At 74.8% G+C, this 18,342-nt stretch carries 12 protein-coding genes; 4 read left to right on the forward strand and 8 right to left on the reverse strand.

From position 1 onward, the window contains the following. The first annotated feature begins 49 nt into the window (after positions 1 to 49). Both FKN01_RS27370 and FKN01_RS27375 read left to right on the forward strand, forming a co-directional pair. Positions 50 to 3,670, forward strand: coding sequence for a serine protease (locus tag FKN01_RS27370; RefSeq protein ID WP_143625188.1), 3,621 nt, complete (start codon positions 50 to 52; stop codon positions 3,668 to 3,670). Positions 3,671 to 3,713: 43 nt separating this feature from the next. Further along, positions 3,714 to 4,673 carry a bifunctional riboflavin kinase/FAD synthetase gene (locus FKN01_RS27375; RefSeq protein ID WP_143625190.1) on the forward strand — a complete coding sequence of 320 codons (960 nt, stop codon included), beginning with the start codon at positions 3,714 to 3,716 and terminating at the stop codon, positions 4,671 to 4,673. A gap of 48 nt (positions 4,674 to 4,721) precedes the next feature. On the opposite strand, the gene FKN01_RS27380 is transcribed toward FKN01_RS27375, so the two are convergent. From FKN01_RS27380 to eccE, 8 genes are all read right to left on the reverse strand, one after another. Then, entirely contained in the window at positions 4,722 to 5,723 is a 1,002-nt protein-coding gene (locus FKN01_RS27380; RefSeq protein ID WP_143625192.1) for an ABC transporter ATP-binding protein, read from the reverse strand. Continuing rightward, the gene (locus FKN01_RS27385; protein ID WP_143625194.1) at positions 5,720 to 6,748 is read right to left on the reverse strand and encodes an ABC transporter ATP-binding protein; all 1,029 of its coding nucleotides are present in this window, start codon (positions 6,746 to 6,748) and stop codon (positions 5,720 to 5,722) included. The genes FKN01_RS27380 and FKN01_RS27385 overlap by 4 nt, the downstream gene beginning before the upstream one ends. Then, the gene (locus FKN01_RS27390; RefSeq protein ID WP_143625196.1) at positions 6,745 to 7,695 is read right to left on the reverse strand and encodes an ABC transporter permease; all 951 of its coding nucleotides are present in this window, start codon (positions 7,693 to 7,695) and stop codon (positions 6,745 to 6,747) included. Before FKN01_RS27390 ends, FKN01_RS27385 begins: the two co-directional genes overlap by 4 nt. Next, positions 7,692 to 8,771: an ABC transporter permease gene (locus tag FKN01_RS27395; protein WP_143625198.1), complete on the reverse strand. Its 1,080-nt coding sequence runs from the start codon at positions 8,769 to 8,771 to the stop codon at positions 7,692 to 7,694. The genes FKN01_RS27390 and FKN01_RS27395 overlap by 4 nt, the downstream gene beginning before the upstream one ends. A 99-nt stretch (positions 8,772 to 8,870) precedes the next feature. Next, on the reverse strand, positions 8,871 to 10,745 hold the full coding sequence (locus FKN01_RS27400; protein WP_143625200.1) for an ABC transporter substrate-binding protein: 1,875 nt from the start codon (positions 10,743 to 10,745) through the stop codon (positions 8,871 to 8,873). Positions 10,746 to 10,941: 196 nt separating this feature from the next. Further along, the gene (locus tag FKN01_RS27405) at positions 10,942 to 13,797 is read right to left on the reverse strand and encodes an SCO5717 family growth-regulating ATPase (RefSeq protein ID WP_143625202.1); all 2,856 of its coding nucleotides are present in this window, start codon (positions 13,795 to 13,797) and stop codon (positions 10,942 to 10,944) included. 326 nt (positions 13,798 to 14,123) lie between these two features. Then, the gene (locus tag FKN01_RS27410) at positions 14,124 to 14,846 is read right to left on the reverse strand and encodes a hypothetical protein (protein WP_143625204.1); all 723 of its coding nucleotides are present in this window, start codon (positions 14,844 to 14,846) and stop codon (positions 14,124 to 14,126) included. Then, positions 14,846 to 16,015, reverse strand: a complete 1,170-nt coding sequence (gene eccE, locus FKN01_RS27415) for a type VII secretion protein EccE (protein WP_143625207.1) — start codon at positions 16,013 to 16,015, stop codon at positions 14,846 to 14,848. Before eccE ends, FKN01_RS27410 begins: the two co-directional genes overlap by 1 nt. A gap of 267 nt (positions 16,016 to 16,282) precedes the next feature. Here eccE and eccB point away from each other — a divergent pair, with 267 nt between their 5' ends. After that, positions 16,283 to 17,806: a type VII secretion protein EccB gene (eccB, locus tag FKN01_RS27420; RefSeq protein WP_143625209.1), complete on the forward strand. Its 1,524-nt coding sequence runs from the start codon at positions 16,283 to 16,285 to the stop codon at positions 17,804 to 17,806. Between the two features lies 1 nt (position 17,807). Continuing rightward, positions 17,808 to 18,266, forward strand: coding sequence for a hypothetical protein (locus FKN01_RS33410; protein ID WP_260697026.1), 459 nt, complete (start codon positions 17,808 to 17,810; stop codon positions 18,264 to 18,266). Positions 18,267 to 18,342 lie beyond the last annotated feature (76 nt).

The following is an 18,342-nucleotide window of genomic DNA, read 5'->3' on the forward strand; positions in this document are numbered from 1 at the left end:
TCGCCCGGAGTGGTCCGCGCGAGGATCTTCGGCGGCCTACCGTCGGATCATGGGATGCGGGGACCGGGCGACGCTGGTACGACTGTGCGATCCGGCCGGCCGACCGCGGGGGACCGGCTTCGTCGCCGACGACCGGGGCACGGTCGTCACCAGCCACGAGGCCGTCGACGGCCTCCCGCACCTCCTGCTGTACGGCACGGACGGCCGCAGCCGCCGCGTCGAGGCCGCCGACATCACCGCCGTCCCCGAAGCGGACCTCGCCCTCCTGCCGGCCGGCGGCCCCGACACCCTGGGCGTACGGCCGCTGCCCATCCGCCTCCGGGAACGCATCGACCCCGGCACCTACGTGACGGTCGCCGCGCACGGTCTGCGTGAGGCGCGCGTCCTCGGCCGCACGCCGGTCACGTACACCAGTCGCGGCCGCACCCACCGCATCGACCGGGCGCTGGAACTGGCCCTCGGCACGGACGGCAGCGACGCGCTCCGGCTGGGCGGCGCGGCGGTGGGCGGCCCCGTGCTCGACCCGGAAAGCGGGGCCGTCATCGCGGTCCTCGGCCTCGCCCTGCGCGCCTCCCACGCCACCGCCGGCTGCGCCGCACCGCTGGCCGGGGCGCCCGCCGACGGGCCGCTGGGCGAGCTGCTGCGGCGCAACGCCGCGACCGTCCCCGGCTACGGCCCCGATCTCAACCTCGCCGGAACCCTCCAGCTCACCGCCATGTCCGTCGGCTCGGCCGGCGGCCCGGACGAGCGGCACGAGTCGGTGGAGCGGCCCGGCATCAGGGCCGAAGCCGAGGCGTTCGCGGCGGCGGCAGCCGACGCGCCCGCCGTGGTCCTCGGCCTCGTCGGAGAGCCGGGCACCGGCCGCACCACCGAGCTCGCCGCGATCGCCGCGCGCCGGGCGACGGGCCCGGTGCCCGCGCCCACGCTGTGGCTGCGCGGCGCCGACCTCCTCGCGGACGACGCCTCGGTCGCCGACGCCGTCGCGCGCACGCTCCAGCAGGCCGGGCGCATCGTCGCCGCCGCCGGGGCCCCCGGCGACATGGCGAGCGCCACGCCGGAGCGGGTCGCCCGGCTGGCCGCGGGCGCCGGAGTGCCGCTGCTGATCCTGCTGGACGCGCCGGAGGAGATGCCGCCCGTCCTGGCCCACCGGCTCGCCGACTGGACCGCGGGAACGGCCGGCTGGCTCCGCGAGAACGGTGCCCGGCTCGTCGTCGGCTGCCGCCCCGAGCACTGGGAGACGGCCGGCGCGCTCTGCCCGCCCGGGGCCCTGCACCGGCCCGCCCGCCCGGCCCGGCGGCTCCCCCCGGCCGTTCGCGTCACGGACTTCACCGCCGGCCAGGCCGAACGCGCCCGGGAAGAGCTCGGCCTGCCGCCCGACTCCCTCGCCGCCGGCCACGACCGCCATCCGCTGACCCTCCGCCTGCTCGCCGAGGTACGCGAGGCCCTGCCGCCGGGCACGCCCGGGCGCCCCGGCACGGAGGAGGTCTTCGCCGCCCACCTCGACCTGATGTGCCTGCGCGTCGCCGTCCGCATCGCCGCCGGCAGCCGTCCCGGGCCCACCGCGGTGCGGCGCCTGGCGGCCCGGGTGGCCGGGCAGGTTCACGAGGCGGCCCGCCGCTGCCTCGGGCCCGGACAGGGCGAGCTGGACCGGGCCGCCTTCGAGGAGCTGTTCCCCTGGCGCACGGGGTGGGCCCCCGCGGTCCTCACCGAAGGGCTCCTCGTCCCGGCCGGGGCCGGCTACCGCTTCGCCCACGAGGAGGTGGGGGACTGGATCCAGAGCGCGCACCTCGACCTGGACGCGGCCCTGCGGGCGCTGGTGCACCGGTGGCACGCCCAGCCGCCCGAGGACGACGGCCGGGTGCCGCACCCCCGCCGGGGCGCACCGGCCGGGGGCCCGCGTCCGGCCGGGCCGCGCAGCCTGCCCGTGCCCCGGCACCGGATCGGCCCGGTGATCCAGGCCCTCCTGCTGCTGGCCCGCCGCCAGGGCACGGCCGCCCTGGCCCACCGGCTGGCGGACCTCATCGAGGCGCTGGACCGGCTGCCCGGGGAAACGGCCGGCAGCGACCGGGCCCGGCCCCTCTCCGACCCGCGTTGGTGGGCCGCCCACCTGCTCGCCGGGACGCTGCTCAAGGTGCCCGACGCCCGCCCGTACCTCGGCGTGCTCCGGCTGCTCGCCGGGCGCGTCGTGCGGAGCGCCGCCGAGGCCGGCGGGGGAGGGGCGCGTGGGGCGTACGCGGAGTTCGGGCCCTGGTTCTGGCGGAAGCTGCGGCTGCCCGAGGCGGACCGGATGGACCTCTTCCGCCGCCTCGTGCCCGCGGACGGGCCGCCGGGGGAGGGGGACGGCGACGCGCGGTTCCTCGACGCCGTCGCCCGGCGGCTCGCCGCCCGTCCGCGTACGGTGCAGCCCCTGCTGTGCGCCTGGTTCACGGACGAGCGCCCCTTGGCGGCGGCCGGGGCCGGGGCGGAGCCGCCCACCGCCGCCGCCCCCGGCCGCCCCACCGTCGCCGCCGCCGCGCAGGCCCTCCTGCACGCCCGCCGGGACCTCGCCGTCGACGACCTGGCCGACGCCCTCGTCGACGCCGGGCACCCCCGGGCCGACGAACTGCTCGCCGCCCTCGCCGAGGACGAACCCGCCGCTCTCTGCCGGGCCGTCGAGCGGTGGGCCGGGGACGAGGAGCGGCGCGCGCGCCGGGTCGCCGCCGTCTCGTACGCGACGCTCGTCGCCCCCCGCCTCACCCGGGACGAGGACAGCGACCGGGTGCGCCGGGCCGTGCTCGCCGTGCTGGCCCGCCCGGCCGACAGCGAACTGCACGGGCCGGTCCTCGCCCTGCTCGTCGCGGACCCCCGGACCCGGGCCCGCTACCTCCCGCAGGCCGTCCGCGCCTTCGTCGCCGAGGGCCCGCAGGACGTGCGCGTGCCCGCCGCGGCGCTCGCCGCCGCCCTGCCGACGCACGCGGACATCGTGGTGACCGCCTACCGGGACCGGCTCGCGCGGCCGGACCAGGGCGCGGGCGAGGTGCTGCGGGGCCTGGCCGGGATCGACGCCCCGGAGCTCGCGCTGCACGCCGCCGGACTCGTACGGGCCTACGCCGAAGGCCACCCGGAGGACACGGCGCACACCGCCGCCTACCTCGACCGCCGCCTGGAGCACGGGCCCGCCGCGCGCGCCCTGCTGCTGCCGCTGCTCACCGGGCTGCTCCGGGACCGGCCGGCGGCGGCGCCGGTCCGCGGCTCGCTGGCCGCGGTGCTCGCCTCGCCCGGCAGCCCCGCGTCGCAGCCCACCCGCGACGAGCTCCTGGAGGTGCTGCTGGACGCCGAACAGCGCCGCGGCACCCCGGACCCCGCGGTCCTGGAGCCCTTGCTGCGGGCCGCCGCGGCCGGATGCGCCGGGCGGTCACCGGCGCGCACCCGGGCGCTGGTGCACCGGACCGGGATGCTCCTCGTGCGTACCCCGGAAGGGGCCGCCCTGTTCGACCGGCGGCTGGTCGCGCTGGTCCGCGAGGCGCCCGGGTTCGGCGCGCTGGTCGCGGGCTGGCTAGCCGAGGCGCCGCAGGAATGGGCGGCCGTCGTCGGACCCAGCGCCCGGCGCACGGTTGAGGCGCTGAGGGCCCCGACGCCCATGCCGGTGCAGGCCGCAGGGCGTGAGCATGGCAGTCTTAGACCTGCGTAAGCGAGAAATCCACGTACACAGGTTCGGGCGAGGAGCGGTCAGAGTGCAGCGCTGGCGAGGCTTGGAGGACATCCCCCAGGACTGGGGGCGCAGCGTCGTCACCATCGGCTCGTACGACGGGGTGCACCGCGGGCACCAGCTGATCATCGGCCGCGCCGTCGAGCGGGCCCGCGAGCTGGGCGTGCCGTCGGTCGTCGTGACGTTCGACCCGCACCCCAGCGAGGTGGTCCGGCCCGGCAGCCACCCGCCGCTGCTCGCCCCGCACCACCGGCGCGCCGAGCTGATGGCGGAGCTGGGCGTGGACGCGATGCTGATCCTGCCGTTCACCACGGAGTTCTCGCGGCTCGCCCCGGCCGACTTCATCGCGAAGGTGCTCGTCGACAAGCTGCACGCCCAGCTGGTCATCGAGGGCCCCAACTTCCGTTTCGGCCACAAGGCCGCGGGGAACGTCGAGCTGCTCGCCGAGCTGGGCGCCGAGCACGACTACCGCGTCGAGGTCATCGACCTGCGGGTGACCGGCGAGGCGGGCGGCGGCGCGCCGTTCTCCTCCACGCTCACCCGGCGCCTGGTCGCCGAGGGGGACGTGGCCGGGGCCGCCGAGATCCTGGGCCGCCCGCACCGTGTGGAGGGCGTCGTCGTCCGGGGCGCGCAGCGCGGCCGGGAGCTGGGTTTCCCCACCGCGAACGTCGAAACCCTCCCGCACACCGCGATCCCCGCCGACGGCGTCTACGCGGGCTGGCTGCACGCGAACGGCGAGGCGATGCCCGCCGCGATCTCGGTCGGCACCAACCCGCAGTTCGACGGCACCGAGCGCACGGTGGAGGCGTACGCGATCGACCGCGTCGGCCTCGACCTGTACGGGCTGCACGTGGCCGTGGACTTCCTGGCGTACGTGCGCGGGATGCTGAAGTTCGACACGATCGACGACCTGCTGGTGGCGATGGCCGCCGATGTGAAGCGGTGCGGCGAGCTGATCGCCGCCGCCGAGGCCGGACAGGGCTGACCGCGCGGGGTTTCCCGGCCGGCCCGGCCGGGAAACCCGTTTCGCCCGTCAGACGGTCGGCGCGGTGACCTTCGCCGTGGCCCAGTGGCAAGCCACCTGTGTCTCCCCGCCGCCCGACAGGACCGGCAGGTCCTGCGTACGGCACGCGTCCGCGACCCCCGCCCGCTCCGCCTCGCCCGAGGCCAGCACCTGGCAGCGGGCGTGGAAGCGGCAGCCCGAAGGCACCCGGGACGGGTCCGGCGGCTCGCCCGTCAGCACCACCGGATCGCCCGGCGCCTCAGGCAGCACGGACAGCAGGGCCTGGGTGTACGGATGGCGCGGGGCCGTGAGGATCTGCTCGACGTCACCCGTCTCCACGATGCGGCCCAGGTACATCACCGCCACCCGGTCCGCGATGTTCCACGCCAGACCCAGGTCATGCGTCACGACCAGTGCCGAGAGCCCCAGTTCCTCGCGCAGCCGCAGCAGCAGCGCCAGGATCTCGCCGCGCACCGACGCGTCCAGCGAGGCCACCGGCTCGTCCGCCACGATCAGCTCCGGCTCCAGGACCAGCGCCCCGGCGATCACGACGCGCTGGCGCTGACCGCCCGACAGCTCGTGCGGGTAGCGCAGGAAGAACCGCTCCGGCGGACGCAGCCCGGCCCGCGACAGCGCGTCGTGCACCGCCTGCCGCTCGTCGCCCCCGTAGCCGTGGATGCGCAGTCCCTCGGCCACCGCGTCGTACACCGTGTGGCGCGGGTTCAGCGAGCCACTGGGGTCCTGGAGGACCAGCTGGGCGCGCTTGCGGTACGCCTTGAGCGCCCGGCTCCCGTAGTCCAGCGGCTTCCCGTCGAACGTGATCTGCCCGGCCGTGGGCGGGACCAGGCCCAGCAGGGAGCGGGCCAGCGTCGTCTTGCCGCACCCCGACTCGCCGACCAGCGCGACGATCTCGCCGGGCCGGATGTCCAGGTCCACCCCGTCCACCGCACGCGCCGGTGCGGCACCGTGCCGGCCGGGGAAGGTGATCCGGAGCCCCTGCGCGCTGAGCAGGTCCACGGGGGTCGTCGTCATGATGTGCTCCTTGCTTCCTCGGCGCCCGGCAGGACCGGCGCCGCCGCCCCCTCCGGACCCACCAGCACGCACGCGGCCCGCCGCCCCCGGCCCGCGTCCCGCAGCTCCTGGTCCTGCGTGGCGCAGGATTCCAGGGCCAGGGTGCAGCGCGGGTGGAAGGTGCAGCCGGCCGGCAGCGCCGACGGGTCGGGCGGGTCGCCGGGCAGGCCCTGCGGCGCGAACCGGGACGACGGGTCCCCGATGCGCGGGAAGGCGCCCGACAGGGCCCTGCTGTACGGGTGGTGCGCGCTCTCGTAGACCTCGGAGGCGGGGCCCTCCTCCACGACCCGGCCCGCGTACATCACGGCGAGCCGGTCGCAGGTGTCGGACAGCACCGCGAGGTCGTGGCTGATCATGATCAGGCCGAGGTCCTGCTCGGAGACCAGCTGCTCGATCAGGCGCAGGATCTGGGCCTGGATCATCACGTCCAGGGCCGTCGTCGGTTCGTCGGCGATGATCAGGCCCGGGTCGCAGGCCAGCGCCATCGCGATCATCACGCGCTGCCGCTGCCCGCCGGACAGCTCGTGCGGGTAGGCGTCCGTCCGGGCCGCGGGCAGCCCGACCTGTTCCAGCAGCTCACCGGCGCGCTTGCGGGCCGCCGCCGGGGTCGCCTTGCTGTGCAGCAGGATCGGCTCGGCGATCTGGTCCCCGATGCGGTGCACCGCGTTCAGCGAGTGCATCGCGCCCTGGAAGACGATCGACGCGCCCGCCCAGCGGACGGCCCGGACCCGGCCCCACTTCATCGCGAGGACGTCCTCGCCGTTCAGCAGGATCTCGCCGGTCACCTTGGTGCCCGCGGGCAGCAGCCGCAGCAGGGCCAGCGCGAGGGTGGACTTGCCGCAGCCGGACTCCCCGGCGATGCCCAGCTTGCGCCCGGCCTCCACCCGGAGGTTCACGCCGCGGACGGCCCGCGCCCCGCCGGCGTACGTCACCGTCAGGTCGCGTACCTCCAGAAGAGGCGTCTTGCTGATGCTCGTCGTACTCAACGGGCCACCCCCAGCTTGGGATTGAGGACGGACTCGATCGCGCGGCCGCACAGCGTGAACGCCAGGGCCACCAGGGCGATCGCGATGCCGGGCGGTGCCAGGTACCACCAGTCGCCCGCACTCACCGCACCCGCGGCGCGCGCGTCCTGGAGCATGCTGCCCCAGGAGGTGATGGTCGGGTCGCCGAGGCCGAGGAAGGCGAGCGTCGCCTCGCTCAGGATCGCGCCGGAGATGGCCAGCGTGGTCTGGGCGAGCACCAGCGGCATCACGTTCGGCAGGACGTGCCGCACCATGACGTGGCCGTGGCCGCCGCCCAGCGCACGGGCGCGCTCGATGTACGGGCGGGACTCGACGGCGAGGGTCTGCGCCCGCACCAGGCGGGCGGTGGTCGGCCAGGTCGTGACGCCGATCGCGATGATGATCGTCCACAGGGAGCGGTCCATCACGGAGGCGAGCGCGACCGCGAGGACCAGCGTCGGCATCACCAGGAACCAGTCGGTCACCCGCATCAGCACCGTCGAGTACCAGCCGCGGAAGTGGCCGGCGACGATCCCCACGATCGTGCCGATGGCCACGCACAGGAACGCGGCGAGCAGCCCCACGGTCAGCGAGACGCGCGCGCCCCACACGAGCAGCGCGAGCACACTGCGCCCGAACTGGTCGGTGCCGAGCGGGTACTCACCGCTCGGTGCTTCGAGCGCGCCGCCGGACGCCTCGGTGACGCTCTCCGAGTCGGCGCCGACGAGCTGGGGCGCGGCGAGGGCGACCAGGGCGATGAGCACCAGGCCGCCGAGGCCCCACATGCCGCCCTTGTGCCTGCGGTACTCCCGCCAGAAGCGGGCCGCGGACTGGCGTTTGCGGGCCCGGGCCAGCGCGCGGGCGCTCCGGACGGGCTCGGGCGGGGCCGGCGCCGGGGTCGGCGTGGGCATGGAATCGGTCGTGGTCATCGGCCCACCCGGGGATCGAGCAGCGGATACAGCACATCGGCAAGGGTGTTCGCCAGGATCACCGCGGTGGCGAAGACGAAGAACAGGCCCTGGACGAGTGGCAGGTCGGGGGTGCTGAGGCCCTGGTAGAAGAGGGAGCCGAGGCCCGGCCAGGAGAACACGGTCTCCACCAGGATCTGCCCGGCGACCACATGTCCCAGGTTGACGAACATCAGCGTGAAGGTGGGCAGCATCGCGTTGGGCACGGCGTGCTTGCGGCGCACGACGTCGTCCCGCAGCCCCTTGGCGCGGGCGGTCGTCAGGTAGTCGCTGCCCATCTCGTCCAGCAGCGAGGACCGCATCACCAGCAGCGTCTGCGCGTACCCGACCGCCACCAGGGTGATGACCGGGAGCACCATGTGATGCGCCACGTCGATGACGTAATCGAGCCCGCTGGTGTCGCCCGACGACATCCCGCCCGTCGGGAACATGCCCGGGATCGGGCCGACGCCCACCGAGAAGACGATGATCAGGAGCAGTCCCAGCCAGAACGACGGCACCGAGTACAGCGTGAGCGCGAGCGCGGTGTTGAAGCGGTCGCCGGCCGAGCCGTTGCGCCAGGCGGTGCGGGTGCCGAGCCAGATGCCGATGATGCTGTAGAGGACGTAGGCGGTGCCGGTGAGCAGCAGTGTCGCCGGCAGCTTCTCGACGATCTTGTCGATGACCGGTGCGTGGTACGCGTACGAGGCACCGAAGTCGCCGGTGAGCGCGTCCCCGATGTAGCTGGTGAACTGCTGCCACATCGGCTGGTCGAGGCCGAACTGATGGCGCATCGATTCCAGCTGTTCGGCCGACACGCGCCGGCCGCCCGTCATCTGTTTGACGGGGTCGCTCGGAATGAGCCGGAAGAGGAAGAAGCTGGTGACCAGTACCGCGAACAGCGAGACGACGGCGCCCGCGATCTTGGCGGCCACATATTTCAGATAGGCCGTGGTGTTGCGCGCCCGTGGACCGCGTGCGGCCGAGGGGCCGGCCGGAGGGCCGTCCGTGGCCGCGTCCGCCTGTTGCACGAGCGCCGGAGTGCTGTCAGCTGTCATGGGGAACTCTCGTTACTCGTGTCGTTCCTGGAAAGAACCGGCCGGCGCGGGTCGGTACCGCACCCGCGCCGGCCGGTTCCTCGCATCCCGTTCGAGAACCTACTCGCGATCGTCCGCGGTGGTGCGGCGGCGCCGCGAGATCAGGAAGCCGCCACCTGCGAGGACCACGACCACCACCACGATTCCGATGATCACACCGGTGGAGGAGCCGGAGCTGCCGCTGTCCGAAGTGTCGTCACCGCTCGCCGGAACGGCCGACCACCAGCTCCAGTAACCGTCCTGGCCGTAGATGTTGCCGGCCGCCTCGGGCATGGTCGTGATCGACTTGATCTGGTCGGTGCGGTACGCCTCGACCGCGTTCGGGTAGGCCATGACGTTCATGTACCCGGAGTCGTACAGCCACGACTGCATCTGCCCGACGATCTCGGCCCGCTTCGCGGGGTCGTACTCGGCGAGCTGCTTCTTGTACAGCTCGTCGTACGACTTGTCGCAGATGAAGTTGTCGGTGGCGGCACTCGCCTTGGCCTTGGTGGGCAGGGCCGCGCAGGTGTGGATGCCGAGGACGAAGTCCGGGTCCGGGTTGACCGACCAGCCGTCGAAGGCGAGGTCGTACTCACCGGCGTACCAGGGCACGGAGACGTCGTCCAGGCAGTCGACCTTCAGCCCGATGCCGAGCTTGCCCCACCACTCCTTCAGGTACTTGCCGACCGCCTTGTCGTTCGGGTCGGTGGCGTGGCACAGGATGCGCAGGTCGAGCGGCTTGCCGTCCTTGCCGACGCGCTGGTCGCCCTTGAGCTTGTAACCCGCCTCGTCCAGCAGCTTCGCGGCCTTGTCGGGGTCGTAGCCCAGCGCCTGGTCGGCGGAGGGCTCCCAGGCGTACGCCGAGAAGCGCGGCGGGATGTAGCCCTTGCCCTCGACGGCGTGCCCCTGGAACACCTTGTCGATGATCGTCTCGCGGTCGATCGACAGGAACAGCGCCTGGCGCACCTTCTGGTCCAGCAGCGCCTTGTTGCCGTTGCCGAACTTCTCGCCGTCCTTGGTCCGCGCGCCGGGGTTGGTGGCCAGCGCGTAGAAGCGGCGGCCGGGGCCCTCGTTGACCTTGATGTTCTTGTCGCCCTTGAGCGAGTCCGCCTGAGCGGGCGTCAGCGCGGGCGAACCGGCGACGAAGGAGACCTCACCCTTGCGCAGGGCGGCGACGGCGGCGTCCTGGTCCTTGTACGTCTTGAAGACCAGCTCGTCGAACTTCGGCGCCCCGCGCCAGAAGTCCTTGTTGGCCTTGAGCTTCACGTACTGGTCGACCTTGTAGTCCGTCAGGATGAACGGGCCGTTGCCGACGACCGGGAACTTCGTGTCGTTGTTGAACTTCGAGAAGTCCCCGACCTTCTCCCACACGTGCTTCGGCACTATCGGCACGTCGAGCGCGGCCATGGTGGCCTGCGGCTCCTTGAGCTCGATGACCAGCTTCGTCGGACTGGGGGCGGTGACCTTCTTGAAGTTGGTGACGAAGCTGCCGTTGGCTTGGGCCGCGGCCTCGTCGTCCATGATCTTGTTGAACGTCCAGGCGGCGTCCTCGGCGGTCGCCTGCTGCCCGTCGGACCACTTCGAATCGCTCCGAATGGTGTACGTCCACGTCAGCTTGTCGGCGGAGGGCTCCCACTTGGTCGCCAGACCGGGGATGGCGTGGTTGTCCTTGGCGTCGTAGTTCGTCAGGAAGTCGTACATCAGCCGCGTGACGCTGGTGCTCAGCAGCTTCTGGGCGAGGAACGGGCTCAGGGAGTCGACGCTCTGCGCGACCGCGACGGTAAGCGTCTTGTTGCCGCTGTCGGCGGCCTGCGCCTGCTGGGGCGCGGCCCCGAGGGGCATTCCGGGCACGACGGACCCGGCCGCGAGAGCGAGGGCGGCGGCACCGGAGGCCAGGAGCACACGCAGACGTGAGCGTGGCGGTGCGGAGGAGGGTGGAACTCTTACGACCATGGTCTGGGACCTCGTGTCATGACTCGCACGGGAAGGCGTGTTGAACTTCGGTTCGCCGGCTGGTGTTGCGAAGGTTTATCAGCGGTGGTCGAGCCGCGTCAACGGTCCTCGAAACGGCGTGTGGTCTGCGGATATGCCAAAAGGGTCCGCATCGCGGAGACGATGCGGACCCTCATTGGTCGAGACCTCTGACGCCTTACTGCTGAGGCGCTGGCGGTGGCTGCTGCTGCCATCCGGCGGGCGGTACGGGACCGTGCGGCTCGGGGTGTCCGGGCTGGTCGCCCGGGGGGTGCGGCTGGGCCGGCGGCTGCTGCTGCCAGTTCTGCCCGGCGCCGGGGCCCGGCTGCGGGGGATGGGGCTGCTGGCCGCCGTAGGGCTGCTGCTGCGGCTGCGGCTGCGGCTGCGGCTGCCCGGGCTGCTGGTAGGGCTGGCCGGGTTGCTGCGGGGCGTACGGCTGTCCGGGGTACTGGGGGTGGCCGGTGTGCTGCGGCTGCCCGGGCTGCTGGGGCTGCTGGGGTGCGTACGGCTGCTGGCCCGGGGCCTGCTGTCCGGGGATCTGCTGACCCGGGATCTGCTGTCCGGGGATCTGCCGGCCCGGCAGCGGCGGGGCGTACTGCGGCGGGGGGCCGCTGCCGTCCGGCGTCCACAGCCCTTGCTGCTGCTGGGCGCGCGCGAAGTCCTCGGCGACGAGGGCGGAGAGGTCGAAGTACGCCTCCCGGGTCTTCGGCCGCATCATGTCGAGGTCGACCTCCGCACCGGCCGACAGGTGCTCGTCGAACGGCACGACGACCACCCCGCGGCAGCGCGTCCGGAAGTGCTGCACGATGTCGTCGACCTTGATCATCTTGCCGGTCTCGCGGACGCCGGAGATCACCGTGACGGACCGCTGGACCAGCTCCGCGTACCCGTGCGCCGACAGCCAGTCCAGGGTCGTGGAGGCGCTGGAGGCGCCGTCGACCGAGGGCGTCGAGACGATGATCAGCTGATCGGCCAGGTCCAGCACCCCACGCATCGCGCTGTACAGCAGACCGGTGCCCGAGTCCGTGAGGATGATCGGGTACTGCTTGCCGAGCACGTCGATCGCGCGCCGGTAGTCCTCGTCGTTGAAGGCCGTCGAGACCGCCGGGTCAACGTCGTTGGCGATGATCTCCAGTCCGGAGGGCGCCTGCGAGGTGAACCGCCGGATGTCCATGTACGAGTTGAGGTGCGGGATCGCGTGCACCAGGTCGCGGATGGTCGCCCCGGTCTCGCGGCGCACCCGGCGGCCCAGCGTGCCGGCGTCCGGGTTGGCGTCGATGGCGAGGATCTTGTCCTGCCGCTCGCTGGCCAGGGTCGCCCCGAGCGCGGTGGTCGTCGTGGTCTTGCCGACGCCGCCCTTGAGGCTGATGACCGCGATCCGGTAGCAGGAGAGCACCGGGGTACGGATGAGCTCCAGCTTGCGCTGCCTCTCCTGCTCCTCCTTCTTCCCGCCCAGCTTGAAGCGCGACGCGCCCGAGGGGGTACGGCTGCTCCGGGTCTTCTGCTTGCCCCGGATGAGCCGGTCGGAGGTGAGCTCCACGGCCGCCGTGTACCCCAGCGGAGCGCCGGTCGCGGAGCGCGGGTCCCGGGGGGCGGGCCAGGAGGTGCCGGCCCGGGGGTCGACGGGCGGCTCCGGCTGCGGCTCCGGCTGGACCTGCGCGGGGAGGTCCGGTGCACCGGTGTCGGGCGTGGGCGCCGGGGTGCCCTGGGCCGGGGGCCGGGGGGCCGGGGGGAAGCCGTAGCCGCCGTGGGGCTGGGGCTGTTGGGGTTGCTGAGGCTCCTGGGCGGACCAGGAGGCCTGCGGCTGGGGGGCCTGCGGGGCCTGGGGCGCGAGGGGCTGCGGGGCCGGGGGCGCGGGGGGCTGCGGGCGTTGCGCCGGGAGGTTGGCGGCCGGGAGGTTGGCGGCCGGGAGGGGCTGCGGAAGCTGCGGTTCCGGCTGGGGGGCCTGCGGGGCCTGCTGTGCCTGAGAGGGCTGCGGGGCCTGCTGTGCCTGCTGGGGGAAGCCGTAGCCGGATTGCGGGGTGGGGGCCTGGGGCTGGGCGGGCTCGGGCTGCGGGGCCGGCGGCTGCGGGGCCGGCGGCTGCTGGGCGGCCGGCTGGAAGGCGGGCGGCAGCGGCGGGAGACCCGCCTGCGCGGGGGCGGCCGGTGTCCAGGGGGTCGGCGACGCGTCCTGCGGCGCGCTGTCCGCCGGTACGTCGCGGGGCGCCGCGTCCGGGGTGGCGTCCGACGGGGCGTTGCCCGCCGGGGCCTTGCCGTCCGGCGCGGGGAGGTCCAGTGCGGGGGAGTCCGGCGCGGGGGAGTCCGGTGCGGCGGCGGGCACCGCGGCGGACGGCACGGCAGCGGCCGGTTCCGCGTCGTGCGGCTTGGGGCTGTACCGCGGCGGGGGCGCGTCGGCCGACGCGAGGCCGGCCTCGTCGTCCTCCTCGCTGTCCCCGGCCGCCGGGGTGTCGCCGGTCGCGTCCGAGGGCTTCGGGGTCGCCGCTTCCTCGGGCTCGAAGTCGAAGACCCTTCCCAGGACGTCGTCCCAGGACTCCTCCGGTTCCGCGCCGGGCGTACCCGCCTCCGCGTCGTCCGAAACGGCACCGGTGGCCTCGGACGCGCCGTCGTCGCTGCCGGCGCCGGACGCCGCGTCGCCGCCCGCCGCCTCGGCGTCCGTCCGCGCCTCGCGTTCCGCGCGCTCCCGCGCCTCGCGGTCCCGCTCCTCGATCTCCCGCTTGAGCGCGGAGGCCGAGAACCGCATGGTGGCCCCGCTGTCGAGGTCGCCGGTGTCCGCCGGGGCGGGGGACCAGCCGGGGCCGGAGCCGCGCTGCGCCGGGGGCGGGGGCAGCGGCACCGGGTCCCCGCTCGGCGGCGGGGGCGATGCCGGCGGCGTGCCGGCGCCGCCCGAGGAGTCGCCCGACGCGTTCTGCGTGTACCAGGCGGGCGGGGTGTAGTCGATGGTGAACTCACCCGTCGTCTCGGCGGGCTCCGCGTCGGACGACTCGTCGACGGGCTTGTCCCAGCCCCCGCGCATCTCGTCCCGATCGCCGTTCACTTTGCCTCCTGGTGTGGTCGAGCACCCTTGTGCCGTGGTGGGTGGGGGCGTTCCCGTAACGCGAACCGCCCGGCTCTCCCCCTGGGACGCTCATGGCCTGCCCACAGGTTCTCCGCCGCGTCCGGGACCCAGCCTAATCGCCATGGGCCCCGCCACGGCAGGCCGTACGACGCCGCGAACGCTGTCCCGTACGTCACGTACTGCACCCAAGTGGACTGAGTGCGACGGGGAGTGAAAACCAAAGCGCTCAAATGCGTACAACTGTGCCGTGAATTGAGTCCGTCGTACCCGCACAGGCACAGCGGCGCTCCCCGGGCGTACGCCCGTCAGTCCACCCGGCGCGCGGCCCCCAGGAGCCCCGTCTCCGCGTCGGTCGCCCGGGTCGTCACCAGCCGGCTCCCCCGCCGCGTACACCAGAGAGTGGCCCCGTCCGCGAGGGCGGGCAGCGCGCGGACCGCGTCGGCCGGCAGTCGGAGGAGGCGCCCGGCCTCCGCCGCCTCGTCGGGAGACACCCGCTGCACGCCCACCAGCGACGCCTTCTCCACCGGCGCGGGCGCGGCCGGCCCCAGATAGGGCAACAGGGTCAGCACCGACTGCCACGGACCGGCCACGGCCCGCCCGGGCGGCGGGCGCATGCCGCAGTCCCGTACGACGAGGACCGGCGAGCCCGCCGAGGGGCCCAGCGGCGGCACCCGGCCGACCTCGTGCAGCGCGACGCACCCGCTGCCACCGGCGGCCCGGGCCAGGCTCGCCCAGGCGTGCGCCCGCCCCGTCTCCACCGCGATCCGCGCACCCGTCGCCGCTGCCCGCAGCACGAGCACCTGCGCCGTCCACAGCCCGCCGACGAGCACGATGTCGTACGCGGAAGGGCGGTTGAGACCGAGCACGGCGGGGAAGCCCGCCTCGTCCACCCCGATCACCACCCCGTCGTCTCCCACCGGCAAGTCCAGCGAGCCCAGTTGCTCGGGCCCGATGGTGTACCGCCGCCGGCGCGGACCGACCGGCCCGAACCCCAGCCGGCCCCGCACCCGCCCGGGCACCGCGGCCATCAGCGGGCCCCGCCCAGTGGCAGCGTGGCGAGCACCCCGGGCAGCTGCTCGCGGTCCAGCCGCACGAGCGAGACGCGCACCCCGCGCGCCAGCCGCTCCAATTCGCGCCGCGCGGCCCGGAGTTCCTCACCGGTGCGCGCGCTGATCCGCAGGTGCCCCGCCGCGGCGACCTCCTGCCGGTCACCCCGCGCCAGCGTCAGGCTGAACGTCGTGGCCAGCGCCGGCACCGAGGTGAGCAGCGCGACCAGCCTCGGCACCGGCGCCCCGCCGCGGCGCGGCCACCGGCGCACCCAGTACACGGTGTGCCGACGCCCGTCGCAGCTCCACGTCCGCGAGGTCTCCCGGGTGCGGCGGACGGGCCGCGCGGACCCGTCGGCACGGGGCGCCGCCGTGGCGTCCGCGCAGGCCGCGGCGGCGAGCGCGGCACCGAGCTCCGGCTCCGACAGCACCGTCGCGCCGAACCCGGCCCCGGTGAGCCGGCCGCACAGCTGGTCGGCCGCCCGTGACAGGCACCGCTGGGCCCCGGTCAGACCGCCGCCACGCATGCGTACGGCCTCCGGGCAGAGCTCGGGGTCCAGCGTCAGCGTGACCCAGGTGATCCGCACGGCCGGCGACCCCGTACGGGCCTGGAGGGGCGCGTAGTTGAGGGTGGCGACCGCGTCGCCGGGGAGGTGCGGGGCCGGGGCGGGCCGGGTGTGCTGCACGATCCGCGCCGATTCCAGGCGGATGCCGTCGACGTCCATCACGTCCCGGACGAGCCCGGGCGGCAGCGGCCGAACGGTCCGGTCGGCCCGCAGCACCGTGTCCTCCGCGTCCACCCGCACCACCACCGTGAGGTGCGTACCCTCGCCGACCAGGCCCACCGGCCGCCGGTCCCGGTGCGTGAACGAGAAGGTGCGCAGGGCCGGTACGCACTCGCTCAGCGGCCCCGTGGCGGACCCGGCGCCCGGGCCGGTCGTCGGCATCCGTGAGGCGGCTCGCCGGTTCCGCGCCCGGAACGCGACGACCGTGGCCAGCCAGGCCGGAAGGGAACGGCGGCGTCTGCGCACGACGGCGAGGACCACGAGCAATGCGGCCGTCACGCCCGCAGGGCCCAGCAGCACAGGCCCGACGACCCAGGCGCACAGCAGGACCGCCGCCGCGACCTCGAACAGAACCAGCTGTTGCAATCGAAAAGTGCCGATCGGTCCAGCCCGCCGGTTCAGTCGCGCGCCGCCCCTGTCCGCCATCGTGCCCCGCCCCCGTCCGTGCCGTCCCGGCCCGCGCCGCACCCGTCCCGCCGAGCTCTCGACGGAAGCGCACAGCCTACCGGCACTCCGTCAACCCCCAGGCCCGAGCGGCATAGTGGTCGCCGACAGCGGGAAGCCCCGCCGAAGCTCAGGTGGTCAGCGCCCGCAGGTGTGCGGCGCGGGTGGAGAGGGAAGGCGGGCCGGGGCATGGCGACCCGACGGGACGAGCTGAACGCGTACACGTTTGCGAAGAGAAGGGTCCTGGCCGCCTTCCTCCAGTCCGCACCGGACGGTTCCGGCGAGAGCGACTGCCGTCCGCTGCGCGCCGTCCTGCCCGGTGTGCTCACGGGCGCCCTGCTCCTCGCCGGGTTCGGCGCCTACGGCATGTTCCGGCCGGTCGCGCCCAAGGGCTGGGACCGCCCCGGCACCAACGTCGTCGTCGGCAGGACGTCGACCACCCGCTACGTGGTGCTCACCACCGGCCGGGGCGCCCATCGCCGTACCCGGCTGCACCCCGTCCTGAACCTCGCGTCCGCCCGGCTGCTGCTCGACCCCGGCGACTACGGCGTCGTCCAGGTGGCCGACGACGTCCTCGACGCGGGCAGGCCCCCGCGCGGACCCGTCATCGGCATCCCTTACGCCCCCGACCGGCTTCCCGGCGAGCAGGACGCGGGCACCGCCAAACGGTGGGCCGCCTGCGTACGGCCGGGCGGCGGAGGCGCCGGTGTGCAGAAGGCCGGCTTCGTCCTCGCCGCCCGCGACCACCGGCTGACGGAGGGCCGGAACCGGCTCACCGGCGGCCAGGTCCTCTACGTACAGGACCCGAACGGCACCCGGTATCTCGTGGACGCCCGGGGCGCCAAATACCGCGTGGACGAGCGGCCCGGCGACCTCGGACACCTCACCGACGCCCTGGTCGGCCGCGCCGCTCCACGCCCCGTCACCCGCGACTGGCTCGCCACCCTGCACACCGGCAGCCCCGTCGCCTTCCCCGTCGTCCCGGGCCGGATCGGCGCACCCGCCCACGTCGGGGGCCACCTGTCCGCCCGCGAGAACCGCGTCGGCGCGGTGCTGCGGACCACGAACGGCGCAGGCACCGCGTACCACGTGGTGCTCGACGGCCGGGTCCAGACGGTCTCCGAGTTCACCGCCTGGCTGATCGTCAACTCCCCGCAGACCGCCCCCCTCCGCCAGGCCGGTACCGCCTACCCCGCGGGGCTCCAGGACTTCGTTCCCGACCCGGCACCCTTCGCCGGCCAGGCCGCGCACTGGCCCGCCCGCAAGGCCGTCCGCGTCGACACCGCGCACCGGAGCACCGTCTGCTCCGTACTGCGGGCGACGGACGAGAGGGGCCGCACCACGCTGAGCACCTGGGCCGGCACCTCCTACCCCGCCGCCGTCGGTGCGGGCGGCACCAGCACCTACGTCACCCCCGGCAGCGGGCTCCTCTACACGCCGGTCCGAGGCCGCCGGACCGGACCCGACGGATCACTCTTCCTGGTGACGGACACGGGATTGCGGTACGCGGTTCAGGGGAACGGCGACGGCGATCCCGGGCACTCATCGCGCCCCGCCGGCACCCCGCACGGACCGGTGCGGGCCAGCGAGGCGCAGATCCGGCTCGGCTACGAGGACGTGCGGCCCGTGCTCGTACCGGCCGAATGGCCAAAGTTCCTTCCCCGCGGCCCCCGGCTGGACACCACCAGCGCCCGCCGCCCGCAGGGTTCCTGACATGGCCCACCCGCCCGAGCCCCGGCGGCCCTCGCCGCGCCGCCCCCCCCTCGCCCCGGCCGCCCCGCGACCACCGGACGGCGGCGCGCCCGTCCGCCGGAACGACGCGCGCGACCACGGCACCGACGCCTTGCCGGCCGCCGCGAACCGCCGTGCCGCCGCGAACCGCCGTGCCGCCGCCCGGCGCGCCCAGGTCGTCGACCCGGCCGCGCAGGCCGCCGCCCGTATCGAACAGACCGCTGAACGCCCCGTCAACGGCCGTGACGTCTTCGTCGGATGGGGTGTAGTCCACGCGGTCCGCGCACAGCCCGTCGACGACACCCCGCAGGACGCCCCGCACCCCGGCGAACCGCCCCCCGCGCCCCGCGCGCCCGCCCCGCGCCGCTGTCGGCGGCGGACGCCCCACGGCGGCGCGAAGGCCGCTGCGCCGCCCGGGCCAAGGCGCTCACGGTCCTGCTGACCGGCGCGGTGGCGGGCGGAGCGGCCGTCGCACGGGACCTTTTCCGGCGCCGTACGGAATGAGCACGAGGGCTCGC

This window comes from Streptomyces sp. 130, assembly GCF_007096885.1.
Classification (GTDB): domain Bacteria; phylum Actinomycetota; class Actinomycetes; order Streptomycetales; family Streptomycetaceae; genus Streptomyces.